This window comes from Cupriavidus sp. GA3-3, from assembly GCF_000389805.1.
Lineage (GTDB): Bacteria > Pseudomonadota > Gammaproteobacteria > Burkholderiales > Burkholderiaceae > Cupriavidus > Cupriavidus necator_D.
In genome coordinates, this window is record NZ_KB944465.1 from 1 (window position 1) to 16,509 (window position 16,509).

The 16,509-nt window shown below is 67.8% G+C and carries 16 protein-coding genes; all 16 read left to right on the top strand.

The window, feature by feature from the left end:
• Positions 1–951, top strand: a 951-nt coding sequence (locus C265_RS06225; protein WP_010813235.1) for an acyl-CoA dehydrogenase family protein, incomplete at its 5' end; no start/stop codon positions are given.
• A 111-nt stretch (positions 952–1,062) separates the two neighbouring features.
• Entirely contained in the window at positions 1,063–2,904 is a 1,842-nt protein-coding gene (gene aceK, locus C265_RS06230) for a bifunctional isocitrate dehydrogenase kinase/phosphatase (RefSeq protein ID WP_010813256.1), read from the top strand.
• Positions 2,901–3,572: a carbonate dehydratase gene (gene can, locus C265_RS06235; RefSeq protein WP_010813257.1), complete on the top strand. Its 672-nt coding sequence runs from the start codon at positions 2,901–2,903 to the stop codon at positions 3,570–3,572. The genes aceK and can overlap by 4 nt, the downstream gene beginning before the upstream one ends.
• 47 nt (positions 3,573–3,619) lie before the next feature.
• Positions 3,620–4,798: an acetyl-CoA C-acetyltransferase gene (locus tag C265_RS06240; protein WP_010813258.1), complete on the top strand. Its 1,179-nt coding sequence runs from the start codon at positions 3,620–3,622 to the stop codon at positions 4,796–4,798.
• 130 nt (positions 4,799–4,928) lie between these two features.
• Positions 4,929–5,609, top strand: coding sequence for an SDR family oxidoreductase (locus C265_RS06245; RefSeq protein ID WP_010813259.1), 681 nt, complete (start codon positions 4,929–4,931; stop codon positions 5,607–5,609).
• A 30-nt stretch (positions 5,610–5,639) separates the two neighbouring features.
• Positions 5,640–6,770 carry an acyl-CoA dehydrogenase family protein gene (locus C265_RS06250; protein WP_010813260.1) on the top strand — a complete coding sequence of 377 codons (1,131 nt, stop codon included), beginning with the start codon at positions 5,640–5,642 and terminating at the stop codon, positions 6,768–6,770.
• Between the two features lie 87 nt (positions 6,771–6,857).
• Positions 6,858–7,514, top strand: a complete 657-nt coding sequence (locus C265_RS06255; RefSeq protein ID WP_010813261.1) for a 2-hydroxychromene-2-carboxylate isomerase — start codon at positions 6,858–6,860, stop codon at positions 7,512–7,514.
• On the top strand, positions 7,511–8,197 hold the full coding sequence (locus C265_RS06260) for an HAD family phosphatase (RefSeq protein WP_010813262.1): 687 nt from the start codon (positions 7,511–7,513) through the stop codon (positions 8,195–8,197). Before C265_RS06255 ends, C265_RS06260 begins: the two co-directional genes overlap by 4 nt.
• Positions 8,194–8,631 carry a YchJ family protein gene (locus C265_RS06265; protein ID WP_010813263.1) on the top strand — a complete coding sequence of 146 codons (438 nt, stop codon included), beginning with the start codon at positions 8,194–8,196 and terminating at the stop codon, positions 8,629–8,631. Before C265_RS06260 ends, C265_RS06265 begins: the two co-directional genes overlap by 4 nt.
• Entirely contained in the window at positions 8,628–9,305 is a 678-nt protein-coding gene (locus tag C265_RS06270) for a glutathione S-transferase family protein (RefSeq protein WP_010813264.1), read from the top strand. Before C265_RS06265 ends, C265_RS06270 begins: the two co-directional genes overlap by 4 nt.
• 53 nt (positions 9,306–9,358) lie before the next feature.
• On the top strand, positions 9,359–10,966 hold the full coding sequence (locus tag C265_RS06275; RefSeq protein WP_010813265.1) for a carboxyl transferase domain-containing protein: 1,608 nt from the start codon (positions 9,359–9,361) through the stop codon (positions 10,964–10,966).
• 42 nt (positions 10,967–11,008) lie between these two features.
• Positions 11,009–11,905, top strand: a complete 897-nt coding sequence (locus tag C265_RS06280; protein WP_037023757.1) for a dienelactone hydrolase family protein — start codon at positions 11,009–11,011, stop codon at positions 11,903–11,905.
• A 38-nt stretch (positions 11,906–11,943) separates the two neighbouring features.
• Positions 11,944–12,732 carry an enoyl-CoA hydratase/isomerase family protein gene (locus C265_RS06285; protein WP_010813267.1) on the top strand — a complete coding sequence of 263 codons (789 nt, stop codon included), beginning with the start codon at positions 11,944–11,946 and terminating at the stop codon, positions 12,730–12,732.
• 418 nt (positions 12,733–13,150) lie between these two features.
• Positions 13,151–14,563, top strand: a complete 1,413-nt coding sequence (gene bioA, locus C265_RS06290) for an adenosylmethionine--8-amino-7-oxononanoate transaminase (protein WP_010813268.1) — start codon at positions 13,151–13,153, stop codon at positions 14,561–14,563.
• The gene (bioF, locus tag C265_RS06295; protein ID WP_010813269.1) at positions 14,553–15,767 is read left to right on the top strand and encodes an 8-amino-7-oxononanoate synthase; all 1,215 of its coding nucleotides are present in this window, start codon (positions 14,553–14,555) and stop codon (positions 15,765–15,767) included. The genes bioA and bioF overlap by 11 nt, the downstream gene beginning before the upstream one ends.
• Complete coding sequence (bioD, locus tag C265_RS06300) at positions 15,764–16,501, top strand: dethiobiotin synthase (RefSeq protein ID WP_010813270.1); 738 nt, start codon at positions 15,764–15,766, stop codon at positions 16,499–16,501. Before bioF ends, bioD begins: the two co-directional genes overlap by 4 nt.
• Positions 16,502–16,509 lie beyond the last annotated feature (8 nt).

The following is a 16,509-nucleotide window of genomic DNA, read 5'->3' on the forward strand; positions in this document are numbered from 1 at the left end:
GCGATGGAAGAAATCAGCCGCGCCTCGGCGTCGGTCGGCCTGTCGTACGGCGCGCATTCCAACCTGTGCGTGAACCAGATCCACCGCAACGGCACGCCGGCGCAGAAGGCGAAGTACCTGCCCAAGCTGGTCTCGGGCGAATGGATCGGCGCGCTGGCCATGAGCGAGCCCAATGCCGGCTCCGACGTGGTCAGCATGAAGCTGCGCGCCGAGTTCAAGGGCGACCGCTACGTGCTCAACGGCACCAAGATGTGGATCACCAACGGCCCGGACTGCGACGTGCTGGTGGTCTATGCCAAGACCGAGCCTGAGCTGGGCGCGCGCGGCATGACCGCCTTTATCGTCGAAAAGGGCATGAAGGGCTTCTCGGTGGCGCAGAAGCTGGACAAGCTGGGCATGCGCGGCTCGCACACCGGCGAACTGGTGTTCCAGGACGTGGAAGTGCCGGTCGAGAACATCCTTGGCGCCGAGAACGGCGGCGCCAAGGTGCTGATGAGCGGGCTGGACTACGAGCGCGCGGTGCTGTCCGGCGGCCCGGTCGGGATCATGCAGGCGTGCATGGACGTGGTCACGCCGTATATCCACGACCGCAAGCAGTTCGGCCAGAGCATCGGCGAATTCCAGCTGATCCAGGGCAAGGTGGCCGATATGTACACCACGCTGCAGGCCGCGCGCAGCTACCTGTACACGGTCGGCAAGAACCTGGACGCGCTGGGCAGCGGGCACGTGCGCCAGGTGCGCAAGGACTGCGCCGCGGTGATCCTGTACACCGCCGAGAAGGCCACCTGGATGGCGGGCGAGACCGTGCAGATCCTGGGCGGCAACGGCTATATCAATGAATACCCGGCCGGCCGCCTGTGGCGCGACGCCAAGCTGTACGAGATCGGCGCCGGCACCTCGGAAATCCGCCGCATGCTGATCGGCCGCGAGCTGTTCGCCGAAACCATGTAAAGCGCAAGGGGGGCGCCGAAATCACCCGGAGCCCCCGCCCGAACCCCATTACAATCTCAGTACCCGTCGCAAGACCGCTCGCCGCACATTTCTCCCGGCCCCCGTCGACCCATGTCCCACTTCCCCAAACTGCTCTCCTCGCAGATTGCCTTCGATGTGGCGAGAACGATGCTCGACGGGTTCGACAAGCATTACCGCCTGTTCCGCGAGGTCAGCCACCAGGCCAAGCTCAAGTTCGAGGCCGGCGACTGGCACGGGCTGCAGCAGATCCAGCGCGACCGCATTGCGTTCTACAACGAGCGCGTGCGCGAATCGAGCGTGATCCTGGAAGACGAGTACGACGCCGAGAACATCGAGGACGAGATCTGGCAGCAGATCAAGCTGCACTACATCGGCCTGCTGACCAACCACCACCAGCCCGAGCTGGCCGAGACCTTCTTCAACTCGGTCTGCACGCGCATCCTGCACCGCTCGTACTTCAACAACGATTTCATCTTCGTGCGCCCGGCGATCTCGACCGAGTACATCGAGAACGAGGAATCGCCCACGCGCCCCACCTTCCGCGCCTACTACCCGGGCAGCCGCGAGGGCATGGCCGCGTGCTTCGAGCGCATCGTGCACAACTTCCAGCTGGAGAGCCCGTTCGAGGACCTGCAGCGCGACATCGGCTACGTGGTGCGCGCGGTCAGCGAGCATTTCGGCGACCTGCGCATCGCGCCGAATTTCCAGGTCCATACGCTGTCGTCGCTGTTCTTCCGCAACAAGTCGGCCTTTATCATCGGCCGCATCCTGAACGGCGACCGCACTTTCCCGCTGGCGATCCCGATCGTGCACGGCCCCTCGGGCAAGCTGACGCTGGACACCGTGCTGCTGAAGAAGGAACAGTTGCTGATCCTGTTCTCGTTCACGCACTCCTATTTCATGGTCGACATGGAGATCCCGTCGGCCTACGTGACCTTCCTGCGCGACATCATGCCGCGCAAGCCGCGCGCCGAGATCTATACCTCGCTGGGCCTGCAGAAGCAGGGCAAGAACCTGTTCTACCGCGACTTCCTGCACCACCTGCAGCATTCGTCGGACAAGTTCATCGTCGCGCCCGGCATCCGCGGGCTGGTGATGCTGGTGTTCACGCTGCCGTCGTACCCGTACGTGTTCAAGGTCATCAAGGACTTTTTCCCGGCGCCCAAGGAAACCACGCGCGAGCTGGTCAAGTCCAAGTACCAGCTGGTCAAGCAGCACGACCGCGTCGGCCGCATGGCCGATACGCTGGAGTATTCCGACGTGGCCTTCCCGCTCTCGCGCTTCGACGAGGCGCTGGTGCGCGAGTTCGAGCAGCACGCGCCGTCGATGATCGAGTACCAGCGCGGCAAGGATGGCGGCGAAGAGATCGTGGTGCGCCACGTCTATATCGAGCGCCGCATGACGCCGCTGAACATCTACCTGACGGAGGGCACTGACGAGCAGGTCGAGCACGGCGTGATTGAATACGGCAACGCCGTCAAGGAGCTGATCGCTGCGAACATCTTTCCGGGAGACATGCTGTACAAGAACTTCGGCGTCACGCGCCACGGGCGCGTGGTGTTCTACGACTACGACGAGATCGAGTACCTGACCGACTGCAACATCCGCGACGTGCCGCAGCCGCGCAACGAGGAAGAGGAGATGTCGGGCGAGGTCTGGTACACGGTGCGTCCGCACGACATCTTTCCCGAGACCTTCCGCACCTTCCTGCTGGGCGACACGCGCGTGCGCGCGGCGTTCCTGCGCCACCATGCGGACTTTTTCGACCCTGCCATGTGGCAGAGCCACAAGGACCGGCTGCTGGCCGGACATGTTCATGACTTCTTTGCCTATCACAGTTCAGAGCGATTCATTCACCGCTACAGCGAAGCTGGCAGCGCGCAGGGTACCGCTGCCGTTCCCGATCCTGGTCCTGCAAGGAGGGTCGCATGACTGACGCCATCGCCCAGCTGTTCCGCAACAACCGCGAGTGGGTCGACCGCGTCAACGCCGAAGACCCCACCTTCTTCATGCGCCTGGCCAACCAGCAGGCGCCCGAGTACCTGTGGATCGGCTGCTCCGATTCGCGCGTGCCGGCCAACCAGATTCTGGGCCTGGCCCCGGGCGAGGTGTTCGTCCACCGCAATATCGCCAACGTGATCGCGCACAGCGACCTGAACGCGCTGGCGGTGATCCAGTTCGCGGTAGAGGTGCTCAAGGTGCGCCATATCACCGTGGTGGGCCACTACGGCTGCGGCGGTGTCAAGGTCGCGCTCAAGCGCGAGCGCATCGGCCTGGCCGACAACTGGCTGCGCCATGTGCGCGACGTGGCCGACAAGCACGAGGCCTATCTCGGCACGCTGCTGCGCGAAGACGATGCCCATACCCGGCTGTGCGAGCTCAATGTGATCGAGCAGGTCAACAACGTCTGCCAGACCACCGTGCTCCAGGACGCCTGGAGCCGCGGCCAGGCGGTGACCGTGCATGGCTGGGTCTACGGCGTGTCCGACGGCCTGCTGCGCGACCTGGGCATGGCCGCCAGCAGCAACGACGAACTGCGCGAGCAACTGGCCGCGGCCTACCGCCAGTACGGCGATCCGCCGCAGGCGTCGATCCGCTGACCGGACGCACACACCGCTTCTTCATCCACCGATCCAGGAGACCCGACATGGAAGAGATCGTCATCGTTTCAGCCGCCCGCACGCCGATGGCTGCGTTCCAGGGCGAATTCGCCAGCGTCACCGCGCCGCAGCTGGGCGCCGTGGCCATCCGCGCCGCCGTAGAGCGCGCCGGCCTGAAGCCCGAGCAGGTGGAAGAGGTGGTGTTCGGCTGCGTGCTGCCGGCCGGCCAGGGCCAGGCCCCGGCGCGCCAGGCCGCGCTGGGCGCGGGCCTGCCGCTGGGCGTGGGCTGCACCACCGTCAACAAGATGTGCGGCTCGGGCATGCGCGCGGCCATGACCGTCCACGACGGGCTGATCGCGGGCTCGTTCGATATCGCCATTGCCGGCGGCATGGAGAGCATGACCAATGCGCCGTACCTGGTGCCGAAGGGCCGCGGCGGCTACCGCATCGGCCACGGCATGATCTACGACCACATGATGCTGGACGGCCTGGAAGACGCGTATGACAAGGGCCGCGCCATGGGCACCTTCGGTGAGGACTGCGCCGCCAAGTACGGCTTTACGCGCGAGCAGCAGGACGAATTCGCGATGGAAAGCGTGCGCCGCGCCCAGCAGGCCACCGAGAACGGCGACTTCCGCTGGGAGATCGCGCCGGTGACGGTGTCCGGCAGGGGCGGCGACACCGTGATCGACACCGACGAAGGCCCGCGCCGCATCAAGCTGGACAAGATCCCCTCGCTCAAGCCCGCGTTTGCCAAGGACGGCACCATCACGGCGGCCTCGTCGTCGTCCATCAACGACGGCGCCTCGGCGCTGGTGATGATGCGCGCCTCCACCGCGAAGAAGCTGGGCCTGCAGCCGATCGCGCGCATGCTCGGCCACACCACCCACGCGCAGGCGCCGGGCTGGTTCACCACCGCGCCGGTGGAAGCGATTTCCAAGCTGTACCGCAAGCTGGACTGGACCACCGACAGCGTCGACCTGTTCGAGATCAACGAGGCCTTCGCCGTGGTGCCGATGGCGGCCATGCACGACCTCAAGATCCCGCGTGACAAGGTCAATATCCATGGTGGCGCCTGCGCACTGGGCCACCCGATCGGCGCTTCGGGCGCACGCATCATGACCACGCTGATCGGCGCGCTGCGCAAGACCGGGGGCAAGCGTGGGGTGGCGAGCCTGTGCATTGGTGGTGGCGAGGCGACTGCGGTGGGGATCGAGATCCTGTAACGCGTTCCTTCCCGCTTGTTTTCTCCCCTCTCCCGCTTGCGGGAGAGGGAGCAAGACAGAGGCAGTTTGCTGAACCCGTGGCCGGGCGAGCCGTTTCGCGCTCCGGCCAGCCCGACAAAGGAGCACAGCCTTGCCAACCGTCCTGATCCTCGGTGCCTCGCGCGGCATCGGCCTTGAATTCGTGCGCCAGTACCGTGCCGACGGCTGGCGCGTCATTGCGGCGGCGCGTACGCCTGAAGGCGTCGGCGCATTGCAGGCGCTGGGCGCCGAAGCCCATCAGGTCGACCTGTCCGATGCCGGCGCGGTCGCGGGCCTGGGCTGGAAGCTCGACGGCGAAGCCCTCGACGTGGCGATCTACAACGCCGGCGTGCTGGGACCCCGCACCGAAGGCGCGCAACCGGTCACGCCGCAGGAATTCGACCGGGTGATGCATGTCAACGTGCTGGGCCCGATGATGGCGCTGCCGCTGCTGCTGCCCTACGTCGAAGCGGGCCAGTCCGGCCACGGCGGCGTGCTGGCGGTGCTGTCCTCGCGCATGGGCAGCATCACCGCGATGGAGCACAGCACCAGCTGGCTGTACCGCGTCAGCAAGGCCGGCGCCAATGCGGCGCTGCGCGCGGTCTCGCTCGATGCGCGCCACGCCACCTGCGTCGCGCTGCACCCGGGCTGGGTCAAGACCGACATGGGCGGCCAGGAAGCCGACCTGACCGTGCAGCAGAGCGTCAAGGGCATGCGCCAGTTGCTCGCCGGCGTCAAGCGGCGCGACAACGGCACCTTCCACAATTACGACGGCACGCCCATCCCCTGGTAAGCGCGCACGCACACTGAGCATCGAACCGACATGCTGCTGACCCCCGAACAGGAAATGATCCGCGACGCCGTGCGCCAGTTCGCGCAGGAAGTGATCGCGCCGCAGGCCGCGCAGTGGGACCGCGACAAGACCTTCCCCAAGGACGTGCACCGCGAACTGGCGGCGCTGGGCGCCTACGGCGTGGCGGTGCCGGAGGCATACGGCGGCGCCGGACTGGACTACCTGTCGCTGGCGCTGATCCTGGAAGAGATCGCGGCCGGCGATGGCGGCACCTCCACCGTCATCAGCGTCAATAACTGCCCGGTGTGCAGCATGCTGATGTCGTTCGCCGGCGAGGCGCAGAAGCAGCAGTGGCTGGTGCCGCTGGCGCGCGGCGAGATGCTGGGCGCGTTCTGCCTGACCGAGCCGCACGTGGGCTCGGATGCGTCGGCGCTGCGTACCACTGCGGTACGCGATGGCGACCACTACGTGCTCAACGGCGTCAAGCAGTTCATCACCAGCGGCCAGAACGCCGACGTGGCGATCGTGCTGGCCGTGACCGACAAGGCCGCAGGCAAGCGCGGCATCAGCGCCTTTATCGTGCCGACTTCGACCCCGGGCTACGTGGTGGCGCGGCTGGAGGACAAGCTCGGCCAGCATTCGTCGGACACCGCGCAGATCCTGTTCGAGGACTGCCGCGTGCCGGCGGCCAACCTGCTCGGCGACGAGGGCGGCGGCTACAAGATGGCGCTGTCGGGACTGGAAGGCGGGCGCATCGGCATCGCCTCGCAGAGCATCGGCATGGCGCGCGCCGCGTTCGAGGCGGCGCTGGCCTATGCCAAGGAGCGCGAGAGCTTCGGCCAGCCGCTGTTCCAGCACCAGGCGGTGCAGTTCCGCCTGGCCGAGATGGCCACCCGCATCGACGTGGCGCGCCAGATGGTGTGGCACGCCGCCGCGCTGCGCGACGCCGGCCGCCCGTGCCTGAAGGAAGCGGCCATGGCCAAGCTCTTTGCCAGCGAGATGGCCGAGCGGGTGTGCTCGGATGCGATCCAGGTGTTCGGCGGCTACGGCTACGTCAGCGACTTCCCGGTGGAGCGCATCTACCGCGACGTGCGCGTGTGCCAGATCTACGAGGGCACCAGCGATATCCAGAAGATCCTGATCGCGCGCGCGCTGGCCTAGCGATGCGCGTACGATGGGGTGTGTGCCGCGAAGGCGGCGCGCTTCCCTGATCCCCGTACCGGCAACCACAACAAGAAGGGCCCCGACATGACCGCAGCGATCGACTTCTACTTTGATTTCTCTTCGCCCTACGGCTACTTTGCCAGTACCCGCATCGACGACCTGGCGCAGAAGTACGGGCGCATCGTCGCCTGGCATCCCATCCTGCTGGGCGTGGTGTTCAAGACCACCGGCGCCTCGCCGCTGCCGCAGCTGCCGCTCAAGGGCGATTATTCGTGGCGCGATTTCGAGCGCACCGCGCGCTTCCACGGCATCGAGTACAAGCGCCCCACGCATTTCCCGCTGCCCACCACGCACGCCGCGCGTGCCATGCTGTGGCTGCAGAACCACCACGGCGATGACATCGCCGCGGCCTTTGCCAAGTCGGTGTACCGCGCGCTGTTCGTCGACGACATCAATATCGCCGAGCCGGCCGAGATCATGAAGCTGGCCGAGCCGCTGGGCGTGGACGTGCAGGCGCTGGATGCCGGCGCCACCAGCTACCAGATCAAGGACCAGCTCAAGGCCGAGATCGACGTGGCGATGGCCAAGGGCGTGTTCGGCTCGCCCTTCGTCATCATCGATGGCGAGCCGTTCTGGGGCTTCGACCGCTTCGACCAGGTCGAGGCCCACCTGAAGAGCCGCCGCCAGACTGAACTCCGGGCTGTGCCGAGCCTGGACACCAAGGAAAAGAAACCCGCATGACTGCAGCAACCCGTGGCCATTCCGGCCGATTCGATTGCGTGATCTTCGACTGCGACGGCGTGCTCGTCGACAGCGAGCCCATCGTCAACCGCGTGCTCAACCAGATGCTGAACGAGCTTGGCATCGAGATCTCGCTGGAAGACTCCACGCGCCTGTTTCTCGGCCGCGCCGTGCGCGAAGAGCTGGAGATGATCGAGCGCATGCGCGGCGCGCCGCTGCCCGAGAACTGGCTGTCGACCTGGCTGGCGCGCCGCAACGCGGTGCTGGAAGCCGAAGTCGCTGCGGTCGCCCATGTGCGCGAGGCGATTGGCAAGATCGCCGCCACCGGCATGCCGGTGTGCGTGGCGTCGGGTGCGGACCGCGTCAAGGTCAAGCTGCAACTGACCAGGACCGGCCTGGTCGAGCTGTTCCAGCAGGATGAGCGCGAGCATATCTTCTCCGCCACCGAAGTGGCACGCAGCAAGCCCGCGCCCGATGTGTACCTGCTGGCCGCGCGCACCATGGGCGTTGAGCCGGCGCGCTGCGCCGTGGTGGAAGACAGCCCGACCGGCGTGACCGCGGGCGTTGCCGCCGGCATGACGGTGTTCGGCTACGCCGAGCGCAACGATGCCGCGCTGCTGCGCGAGGCCGGCGCGGGCACCATCTTCACCGATATGCGCGACCTGCCGGAGCTGGTGGGATGACCGCGAAAGCGGCAGGCCGCCTGCCCAAGGCCGGACCGGTGCCGTGCCCGTGCGGCAGCGCGGACTATGCCGCCTGCTGCGGCCGCTTCCATCGTGGCGAGGCACTGCCGCCCAATGCCGAGGCACTGATGCGCTCCCGCTACAGCGCCTATGTGCTGAACGACATGGAATGGTTGCGGCAGACCTGGCATGCATCGACCTGCCCGGCCGACCTGTTGCCGGATACCGCCACGCGCTGGCTCGGGCTCACGGTGAAGGCGCATGCGCAGCAGGACGATGCGCATGCCGAAGTGGAGTTCGTGGCGCGCTACAAGGTAGGCGGGCGCGCCATGCGGCTGCACGAACGCAGCCGCTTTGTACGCGAGCCGCGCGCGCCTGGCGAGGCACCGCGCTGGCTCTATGTGGATGGCGACATGATCGGGGAGACATCATGAGCATCGAGAAGCGGAATGAGCCTGAGTACCTGCTGTATTGCTTTGCCCAGTCCGGCAATGCCTACAAGGTGGCGCTGCTGCTGGAGACCGTCGGCGTGCAGCGCGGCCAGCAGCTGTGGCAGCCGCGCTTCGTCGATTTCTTCAACGGCGAGACCCGCACGCCCGAATACCGCGCCATCAACGTGATGGGCGAGGTGCCGGTGCTGGAGTGCGGCGGCCAGCGCCTGTCGCAGTCCGGTGCCATCCTGGAAACGCTGGCCACGCGCCTCGATGCCTACGGCCCGCGCGACGAGGCCGAGCGCGCCGAGGTGCTGCGCTGGCTGCTGTTCGACAACCACAAGTTCACCTCCTACACCGCCACCTATCGCTTCATGCGCACCTTTGCCAGGTCGCCGGACCCGGCCGTGCTGGAGTTCTTCCGCGCGCGCTGCGAAGGCGCGTGGAACGTGCTCAACGCGCAACTGGCCGGGCGAGCGTTCCTGCTGGGCGAGCGCGCCACCATCGCGGACTTCTCGCTGTCGGGCTACGTCTTCTTCGACGACGAGATCGGCGTGCACTGGCGCAAGGAGTATCCGCATATCCACGCCTGGGCCGAGCGCATTCGTGCGCTGCCGGGCTGGAAGCACCCCTACGACCTGATGCCGGGGCACCCGCTGCCCAGGCACGCAGGCTGAGCCCGGCCGCTGGCAGGACGGCGAAAACCAATATCAAGCAGGAAGAGACACAGATGCCCACCCTGGAAACCAAACTCAACGCCCGCTCCGAATCCTTCCAGGCCAACGCCGAGTCGATGCAGGCCCTGGTGGCCGACCTCAAGGCCAGGATCGCGAAGCTGGCCGAAGGCGGCGGCGACGACGCGCGCAACAAGCACCTGTCGCGCGGCAAGCTGCTGCCGCGCGACCGCGTGCAGCAACTGCTGGATCCGGGCACCCCGTTCCTGGAGCTGTCGCAGCTGGCCGCGTACGACATGTACGACAATGCCGCGCCGGGCGCGGGCATCATCACCGGCATCGGCCGCGTGGCCGGGCAGGAGTGCGTGATCGTCTGCAATGACGCCACCGTCAAAGGCGGCACCTACTACCCGATGACGGTCAAGAAGCATGTGCGCGCGCAGGAGATCGCCGAGCAGAACAACCTGCCGTGCATCTACCTGGTCGATTCCGGCGGCGCCAACCTGCCCAATCAGGACGATGTGTTCCCCGACCGCGACCACTTCGGCCGCATCTTCTACAACCAGGCCAACCTGTCCAAGCAGGGCATCCCGCAGATCGCGGTGGTGATGGGCTCGTGCACCGCCGGCGGCGCCTACGTGCCGGCGATGAGCGACGAGTCCATCATCGTCAAGAACCAAGGCACCATCTTCCTGGGCGGCCCGCCGCTGGTGAAGGCCGCCACCGGCGAGGAGGTCAGCGCCGAAGACCTGGGCGGCGCCGACGTGCATACGCGCCTGTCGGGCGTGGCCGACTACTTTGCGCAGAACGACCATCATGCGCTGAGCCTGGCGCGCAATATCGTGCAGCACCTGAACCGCCGCAAGCCGGACCAGATCCGCCTGCACGAGCCGGTCGAGCCGCTGTACCCGGTGGAAGAACTGTACGGCGTGATCCCGACCGACACGCGCAAGCCCTACGACGTGCGCGAGGTGATCGCGCGCCTGGTCGACGGCTCCGAGTTCGACGAGTTCAAGGCGCGCTACGGCACCACGCTGGTGTGCGGCTTCGCGCGCATCTGGGGCTACCCGGTCGGCATCATCGCCAACAACGGCATCCTGTTCTCCGAGTCCGCGCTCAAGGGCGCGCACTTCATCGAGCTGTGCTGCCAGCGCAAGATCCCGCTGGTGTTCCTGCAGAACATCACTGGCTTCATGGTCGGGCGCAAGTACGAGAACGAAGGCATCGCGCGCAACGGCGCCAAGATGGTGACCGCGGTGGCCACCGCGCAGGTACCCAAGTTCACGGTGATCATCGGCGGCTCGTTCGGCGCCGGCAACTACGGCATGTGCGGGCGCGCGTATTCGCCGCGCTTCCTGTGGATGTGGCCGAACGCGCGCATCTCGGTGATGGGCGGCGAGCAGGCCGCCAGCGTGCTGGCCACGGTGCGCCGCGACGGCATCGAAGGCAAGGGCGGCAAGTGGAGCGCGCAGGAGGAAGAGGCGTTCAAGCAGCCGATCCGCGACCAGTACGAGCACCAGGGCCATCCGTACTACGCCAGCGCGCGGCTGTGGGACGACGGCGTGATCGACCCGGCGCAGACCCGCACCGTGCTGGGCCTGGGTCTTTCCGCCAGCCTGAACGCACCGATCGACGAGATGAAGTTCGGCGTGTTCCGCATGTAATCCCGGCCACGCCGCTACTGTCACATTACCGCCTTCCACCCCATGCGCAGCGTCGCCCGCCTGCTTTGCAGCCCAGCCCTGGTTACGGCGCTTGCCTTGCTGGCGCCGCTGTCGGGGCATGCGCAGAGCGCGAACGGCAACGGCAATCCTGCGCCGCGCATGCGCTTCCAGGAGCAGGTGGTGATGCTGCCCAAGGCGGCGATCCCGTCGCGCATCGACCTGGAGGCCACGGTATTCAAGCCGGCTGGCGATGGGCCGTTCCCGCTGGTGGTGATCAACCACGGCAAGGCGCCGGGCCGGCCCGCGATGCAGGGGCGCGCGCGCTTTCCGGCGCAGAGCCTGGAATTCCTGCGCCGCGGCTACGCCGTGGTGCTGCCGATGCGGCAGGGTTTTGCGCGCTCGGGTGGCGCCTATGTGGGCGGCAGCTGCGACATCGAGACCAACGGCATGATGCAGGCCGACGATGTCGTCGCCACGCTCGACTTCATGGCCACGCAGCCCTATGTGGACATGGACCGCATTGTCGTGATCGGCCAGTCGCACGGGGGCCTGACCACGATGGCGTTCAGCACCATCGGCTATCCGGGGGTGCTGGGCGTGGTCAACTTCGCGGGCGGGCTGCGCAACCTGAACTGCGCGGACTGGGAAGAGCGCCTGGTCGATGCCTTTGCCAGCTATGGCGGCCTGGCGCGCTACCCGTCGCTGTGGGTGTACGGCGACAACGACAGCTACTGGCCGGTGCCCTTGCCCGGCCGCATGTTCAACGCCTTCAAGGCGCGCGCCACCGGTCCCGCGGCCAGATCGCGGCTGGTGGACGTGGGCGAGTTCGGCAACGACTCGCATCGCGTCTTCAGCGCGCGCGAAGGCATCCCGGTGTGGTTGCCTGAAGTCGGCAACTTCTTCCGCTCGCTGGGGCTGCCGTTCGACGCCGGGACCTGAACCGCACCAGACAACTTAATCCGCCAACGGAGCGAACCATGGAATTCACCGCCCTGACCGTCAATATCGCCAGCCACGTCGCCACCGTCACGCTGAACCGGCCCGATGTGCGCAACGCCTTCAACGAGACCGTGATCGCCGAGCTGACCGGCGCCTTCCGCGCGCTGGGCGACATGGACGAGGTGCGCGCCATCGTGCTGGCCGGCAACGGCCCTGCCTTCTGCGCCGGCGCCGACCTGAATTGGATGAAGAAGATGGCCGGCTATTCCGACGACCAGAACCGCGCCGATGCGCTGACCCTGGCGCAGATGCTGCACACCATCTGGTCGTGCCCGCGCCCGGTGATCGCGCGCATCCAGGGCGACACCTACGCCGGCGGCATGGGCCTGGTGGCCGCGTGCGATATCGCGGTGGCTGCCGAGCACGCGCACTTCTGCCTGTCCGAGGCGCGCCTGGGACTGCTGCCCGCCACCATCAGCCCGTATGTGATCCGCGCGCTGGGCGAGCAGGCCGCACGCCGCTACTTCATCACCGCCGAGCGCTTCGATGCCGCCGAGGCGCTGCGGCTGGGCTTTGTGCATACGGTGGTGCCGGCCGAGGCTCTGGACGCCAAGGTCGCCGAACTGGCGACTGCGCTGGTGGCCAACAGCCCGAACGCCGTGCGCGAAAGCAAGCGACTGGTGCAGGACATCGCCGGGCGCGCGATCGACAACGACTTGCTGGCCGATACCGCGGACCGGATTGCAAAGATCCGGGCGTCGGAAGAGGGGCGTGAAGGGGTGAAGTCGTTCCTGGAGAAGCGCTCGCCGTCGTGGCGGCCGGCTTGAGGCAAAAGACTGGCTTACCGCTTGTTTGCTCCCCTCTTCCGCGCGCGGGAGAGGGGCTGGGGGAGAGGGCGGGCTTATGCCAAGCATGAGGCGCCTGACTTCGTGGGAAGGCCTGCCCTCTCCCCCCACCCCTCTCCCGCAGGCGGGAGAGGGGAGTTCCGTAGCAGCATGCGACAGCATGCCTCCGTAAATAAAGATTGCGTGTAGATCGCAGCACGCTAGCAACAAGAACAAGGCTTCATCATGGAAACATTCGTCAAGTTTCGCTAACGCGCCGCTAACTTGGAAATTCCATTGTCATTGCCAACCTGAAAGAGACATTCCTAACATGACCCTCCCCAACCTGTCCGCCACCGTCGCACAGCCCGGCCTTGCCGGCAACGGCGCGCGCGCGGACGGTCAACAAAGGAGGGCTACCTTGGATCACCTGTCCCTTTCCCCAGGCAGAGACGCGCAGGCACTCGGCCAGCGCAGCCGCAACGCCGTCTGGCATCCATGCACGCGGCTGCGCCCCGACGACGACGCGGTGCCGCTGGCGATCGTGCGCGGCGTCGGCCCGTGGCTGCATGATGCCGACGGCCGCCGCTATTTCGACGCCACCAGTTCGTGGTGGGTCAACCTGTTCGGCCACGCCAACCCGCGCATCAACGCCGCGCTGGCCAGCCAGCTGGAAACGCTTGAGCACGTGATGCTCGCCGGCTGCACCCATGCCCCGGCGGTGGAGCTGGCGGAGCGCCTGTCGGCGCTGACCGGCGGCGCGCTCGGCAATGTCTTCTACGCTTCGGACGGCGCCTCGGCGGTCGAGATCGCGCTGAAGATGAGCTTCCACTACTGGCGCAATACCGGCCTGCCTGCCAAGCGCGAGTTCGTCTGCCTGCGCCACGGCTACCACGGCGAGACCGTGGGCGCGCTCGCGGTGACCGACGTGGAAGTCTTCCGCGATGCCTATGATCCGCTGATCCGCCGCGCACACGTGGTGATGTCGCCCGACGCACGCCAGGCCGCACCCGGCGAGAGCGCTGCGGACGTGGCCGCCCGCGCCCTGGCGGAGCTGGAAACCCTGCTGCGCGAGCGCGCCGGCCAGATCGCCGCGCTGATCGTCGAGCCGCTGGTGCAGGGCGCCGCCGGCATGGCGATGTACGACCCGTCGTATCTGGATGGCGCGCGCGCTTTGTGCGACCGCTACCGGATCCACCTGATCGCCGACGAGATCGCGGTGGGCTGCGGGCGCACCGGCACCTTCTTCGCGTGGGAACAGTCGCGCGCCGGGGAGGCGCCGCTGCCCGCGCACCTGTGGCCCGACTTCCTGTGCCTGTCCAAGGGCATCAGCGGCGGCTACCTGCCGCTGTCGCTGGTGCTGTCGCGCCCGGAGATCCAGCGTGCCTTCGTCGCCGACGAGCTGGCCCGCAGCTTCCTGCATTCGCACTCCTACACCGGCAACCCGCTGGCCTGCCGCGCCGCGCTGGCCACGCTGGACTTGTTCGCGCAGGACGACGTGCTCGCGCGCAACCGCGAGCGCGCGCACTGGCTCGCCGACGGCATGGCCGCGCTGGCCGCCGACGCGCGCCTGCGGCACGTCCGCCAGCGCGGGCTGATCTGGGCCGCCGATGTGCGCGATGACGTCGCCGGCGCCGACTTTGCCGCGCGCTTCCATCACGCCGCGCGCGAGCGCGAGCTGCTGGTGCGCCCGATCGGCAATACGCTGTACGTGATGCCGCCCTACGTCTTCGATGCCGCGCAGGCACGCTGGCTGGGCGAGCAGATGATGGCCACGCTCGACGATGTGACCACCGATGTGACCACGAGCGGGGAGGTGCGCCATGCTGCTTGAACAACTGAGGCGGGCCGCCGAACAGCGCCACGCGCTGGCCCTGACGCGCCGCCGCCGCGTTGCCCACACTGCCTGCGCGCCGCACCAGGCCGTGGGCGAGGACGGGTCCGAGCCGGAATCGCTGCTGACCTTCTGCAGCAACGACTACATGGGGCTGGCCAACCACCCGGACGTGATCGCCGCGCTGGTGGAAGGCGCGCAGCGCTATGGTGCGGGCAGCGGTGCCTCGCACCTGGTCAGCGGGCATTCGCTGGCGCACACCCAGCTGGAAGCGGAACTGGCGCGCTGGCTCGCCCCGCATATCCCGCATGCGTGCACGCTGTATTTCTGCACCGGCTACATGGCCAACATGGCGGTGCTGACCGCGCTGGGCACCGCGGGCGCCACGCTGTTCTGCGAGTCGCTCAACCATGCCTCGCTGATCGATGGGGCGCGGCTCGCGCGCGCCGACGTGCAGCGCTACCCGCATTGCGACACCGCCGCGCTGGAAGCGCTGCTGGCGGCCAGCACCAGCGAGCGCAAGCTGATCGTGACCGACAGCGTGTTCAGCATGGACGGCAATGTCGCGCCGCTGCGCAAGCTGCTGGAACTGGCCGAGCGCCATGACGCCTGGATCATTGTCGATGACGCCCACGGCTTCGGCGTGCTGGGCGAGCAGGGCCACGGCGTGCTGGAAGCGCTGGGGCTGTCGTCCGAGCGGCTGATCTATATCGGCACGCTCGGCAAGGCCGCCGGCGTGGCGGGCGCCTTCGTCGCCGCGCACGAGACCATCATCGAACACCTGGTCAACACCGCGCGGCCGTATATCTACACCACGGCCGCGCCGCCGGCAGTCGCGCATGCGCTGCTGGCCAGCCTGGCGATCATCGAAGGAGAAGAGGGCACGCAACGCCGCGCGCAACTGACGCGCTGCATCGGCATGCTGCGCGAGGGGCTGGCCCAGCTGGCTGCCATCGCGGGCTGGACGCTGGGCGACAGCGAGACCGCGATCCAGCCGCTGATCGTCGGCGACAACGGCGCCGCGCTGGCGCTGTCGGCCACGCTGGAGGCGGATGGCATCCGCGTCGGCGCGATCCGGCCGCCGACCGTGCCGGAAGGGACCGCGCGGCTGCGCATCACGCTGTCGGCCGCGCACACCGAAGACGATGTGCGGCGCCTGCTGGATGCCCTGAGCGCCGCCGTGGCGCAGCGGGAGGTCGCATGAGCACGCGTGCGCCTTTCGCCTGCTTTGTCACCGGCACCGATACCGGCATCGGCAAAACCCACGCCAGCGCCACGCTGCTGCATGCGCTCCATGCCGCCGGCTACCGCACCGCGGGCATGAAGCCCGTGGCCAGCGGCAGTGAGTGGCGCGACGGCCATTGGCACAACGACGACGTGGCGCAGCTGCGCGCCGCCAGCTCGGTGGCGGTGCCGCTGGGCCAGACCTGCCCGTTCCTGCTGCGCACCCCGTGCTCGCCGCACCTGGCCGCCGCGCACGAGGGCGTGCGCATCACGCGCGCGCCGGTCCGTGACGCCTTCGACGCGCTGCGCCGGCAGGCCGATGCGGTGGTGGTTGAGGGCGTGGGCGGCTTCAATGTGCCGCTCGACGCAGGCGCGGTGCGCTGGAACACCGCCGACCTGGCGGTGATGCTGGCAGTCCCGGTAGTGATGGTGGTCGGCATCCGGCTCGGCTGCCTGAACCACGCCGTGCTGACCGCCGAAGCCATCCGCGCGCGCGGCCTGCCGCTGGCGGGCTGGATCGCCAACCGGGTCGACCCGGACATGCTGCTGGCCGACGAGAACATCGCCACGCTGCACGCGTCGCTGGACGCGCCTTGCCTCGGTGAATTGCCCTGGCAACTGGCGCCCGCCGCTGCCGCTGGCCGGCTCGACCTTGCGCCGTTGTTCGCCGCCGCCACCCAATACCAAGCCGAGGCCGCCGGCCTTGCTGCCTGAACCAGAAT

What these genes read in the sequence shown, in the direction of transcription:
- C265_RS06260 (WP_010813262.1), top strand. Translation starts at nt 7,511, where the DNA reads ATGACTGCAGCAACCCGTGGCCATTCCGGCCGATTCGATTGCGTGATC.
- C265_RS06280 (WP_037023757.1), top strand. Translation starts at nt 11,009, where the DNA reads ATGCGCAGCGTCGCCCGCCTGCTTTGCAGCCCAGCCCTGGTTACGGCG.
- C265_RS06265 (WP_010813263.1), top strand. Translation starts at nt 8,194, where the DNA reads ATGACCGCGAAAGCGGCAGGCCGCCTGCCCAAGGCCGGACCGGTGCCG.
- C265_RS06275 (WP_010813265.1), top strand. Translation starts at nt 9,359, where the DNA reads ATGCCCACCCTGGAAACCAAACTCAACGCCCGCTCCGAATCCTTCCAG.
- C265_RS06270 (WP_010813264.1), top strand. Translation starts at nt 8,628, where the DNA reads ATGAGCATCGAGAAGCGGAATGAGCCTGAGTACCTGCTGTATTGCTTT.
- C265_RS06250 (WP_010813260.1), top strand. Translation starts at nt 5,640, where the DNA reads ATGCTGCTGACCCCCGAACAGGAAATGATCCGCGACGCCGTGCGCCAG.
- C265_RS06285 (WP_010813267.1), top strand. Translation starts at nt 11,944, where the DNA reads ATGGAATTCACCGCCCTGACCGTCAATATCGCCAGCCACGTCGCCACC.
- bioD (WP_010813270.1), top strand. Translation starts at nt 15,764, where the DNA reads ATGAGCACGCGTGCGCCTTTCGCCTGCTTTGTCACCGGCACCGATACC.
- can (WP_010813257.1), top strand. Translation starts at nt 2,901, where the DNA reads ATGACTGACGCCATCGCCCAGCTGTTCCGCAACAACCGCGAGTGGGTC.
- C265_RS06255 (WP_010813261.1), top strand. Translation starts at nt 6,858, where the DNA reads ATGACCGCAGCGATCGACTTCTACTTTGATTTCTCTTCGCCCTACGGC.
- aceK (WP_010813256.1), top strand. Translation starts at nt 1,063, where the DNA reads ATGTCCCACTTCCCCAAACTGCTCTCCTCGCAGATTGCCTTCGATGTG.
- bioF (WP_010813269.1), top strand. Translation starts at nt 14,553, where the DNA reads ATGCTGCTTGAACAACTGAGGCGGGCCGCCGAACAGCGCCACGCGCTG.
- C265_RS06240 (WP_010813258.1), top strand. Translation starts at nt 3,620, where the DNA reads ATGGAAGAGATCGTCATCGTTTCAGCCGCCCGCACGCCGATGGCTGCG.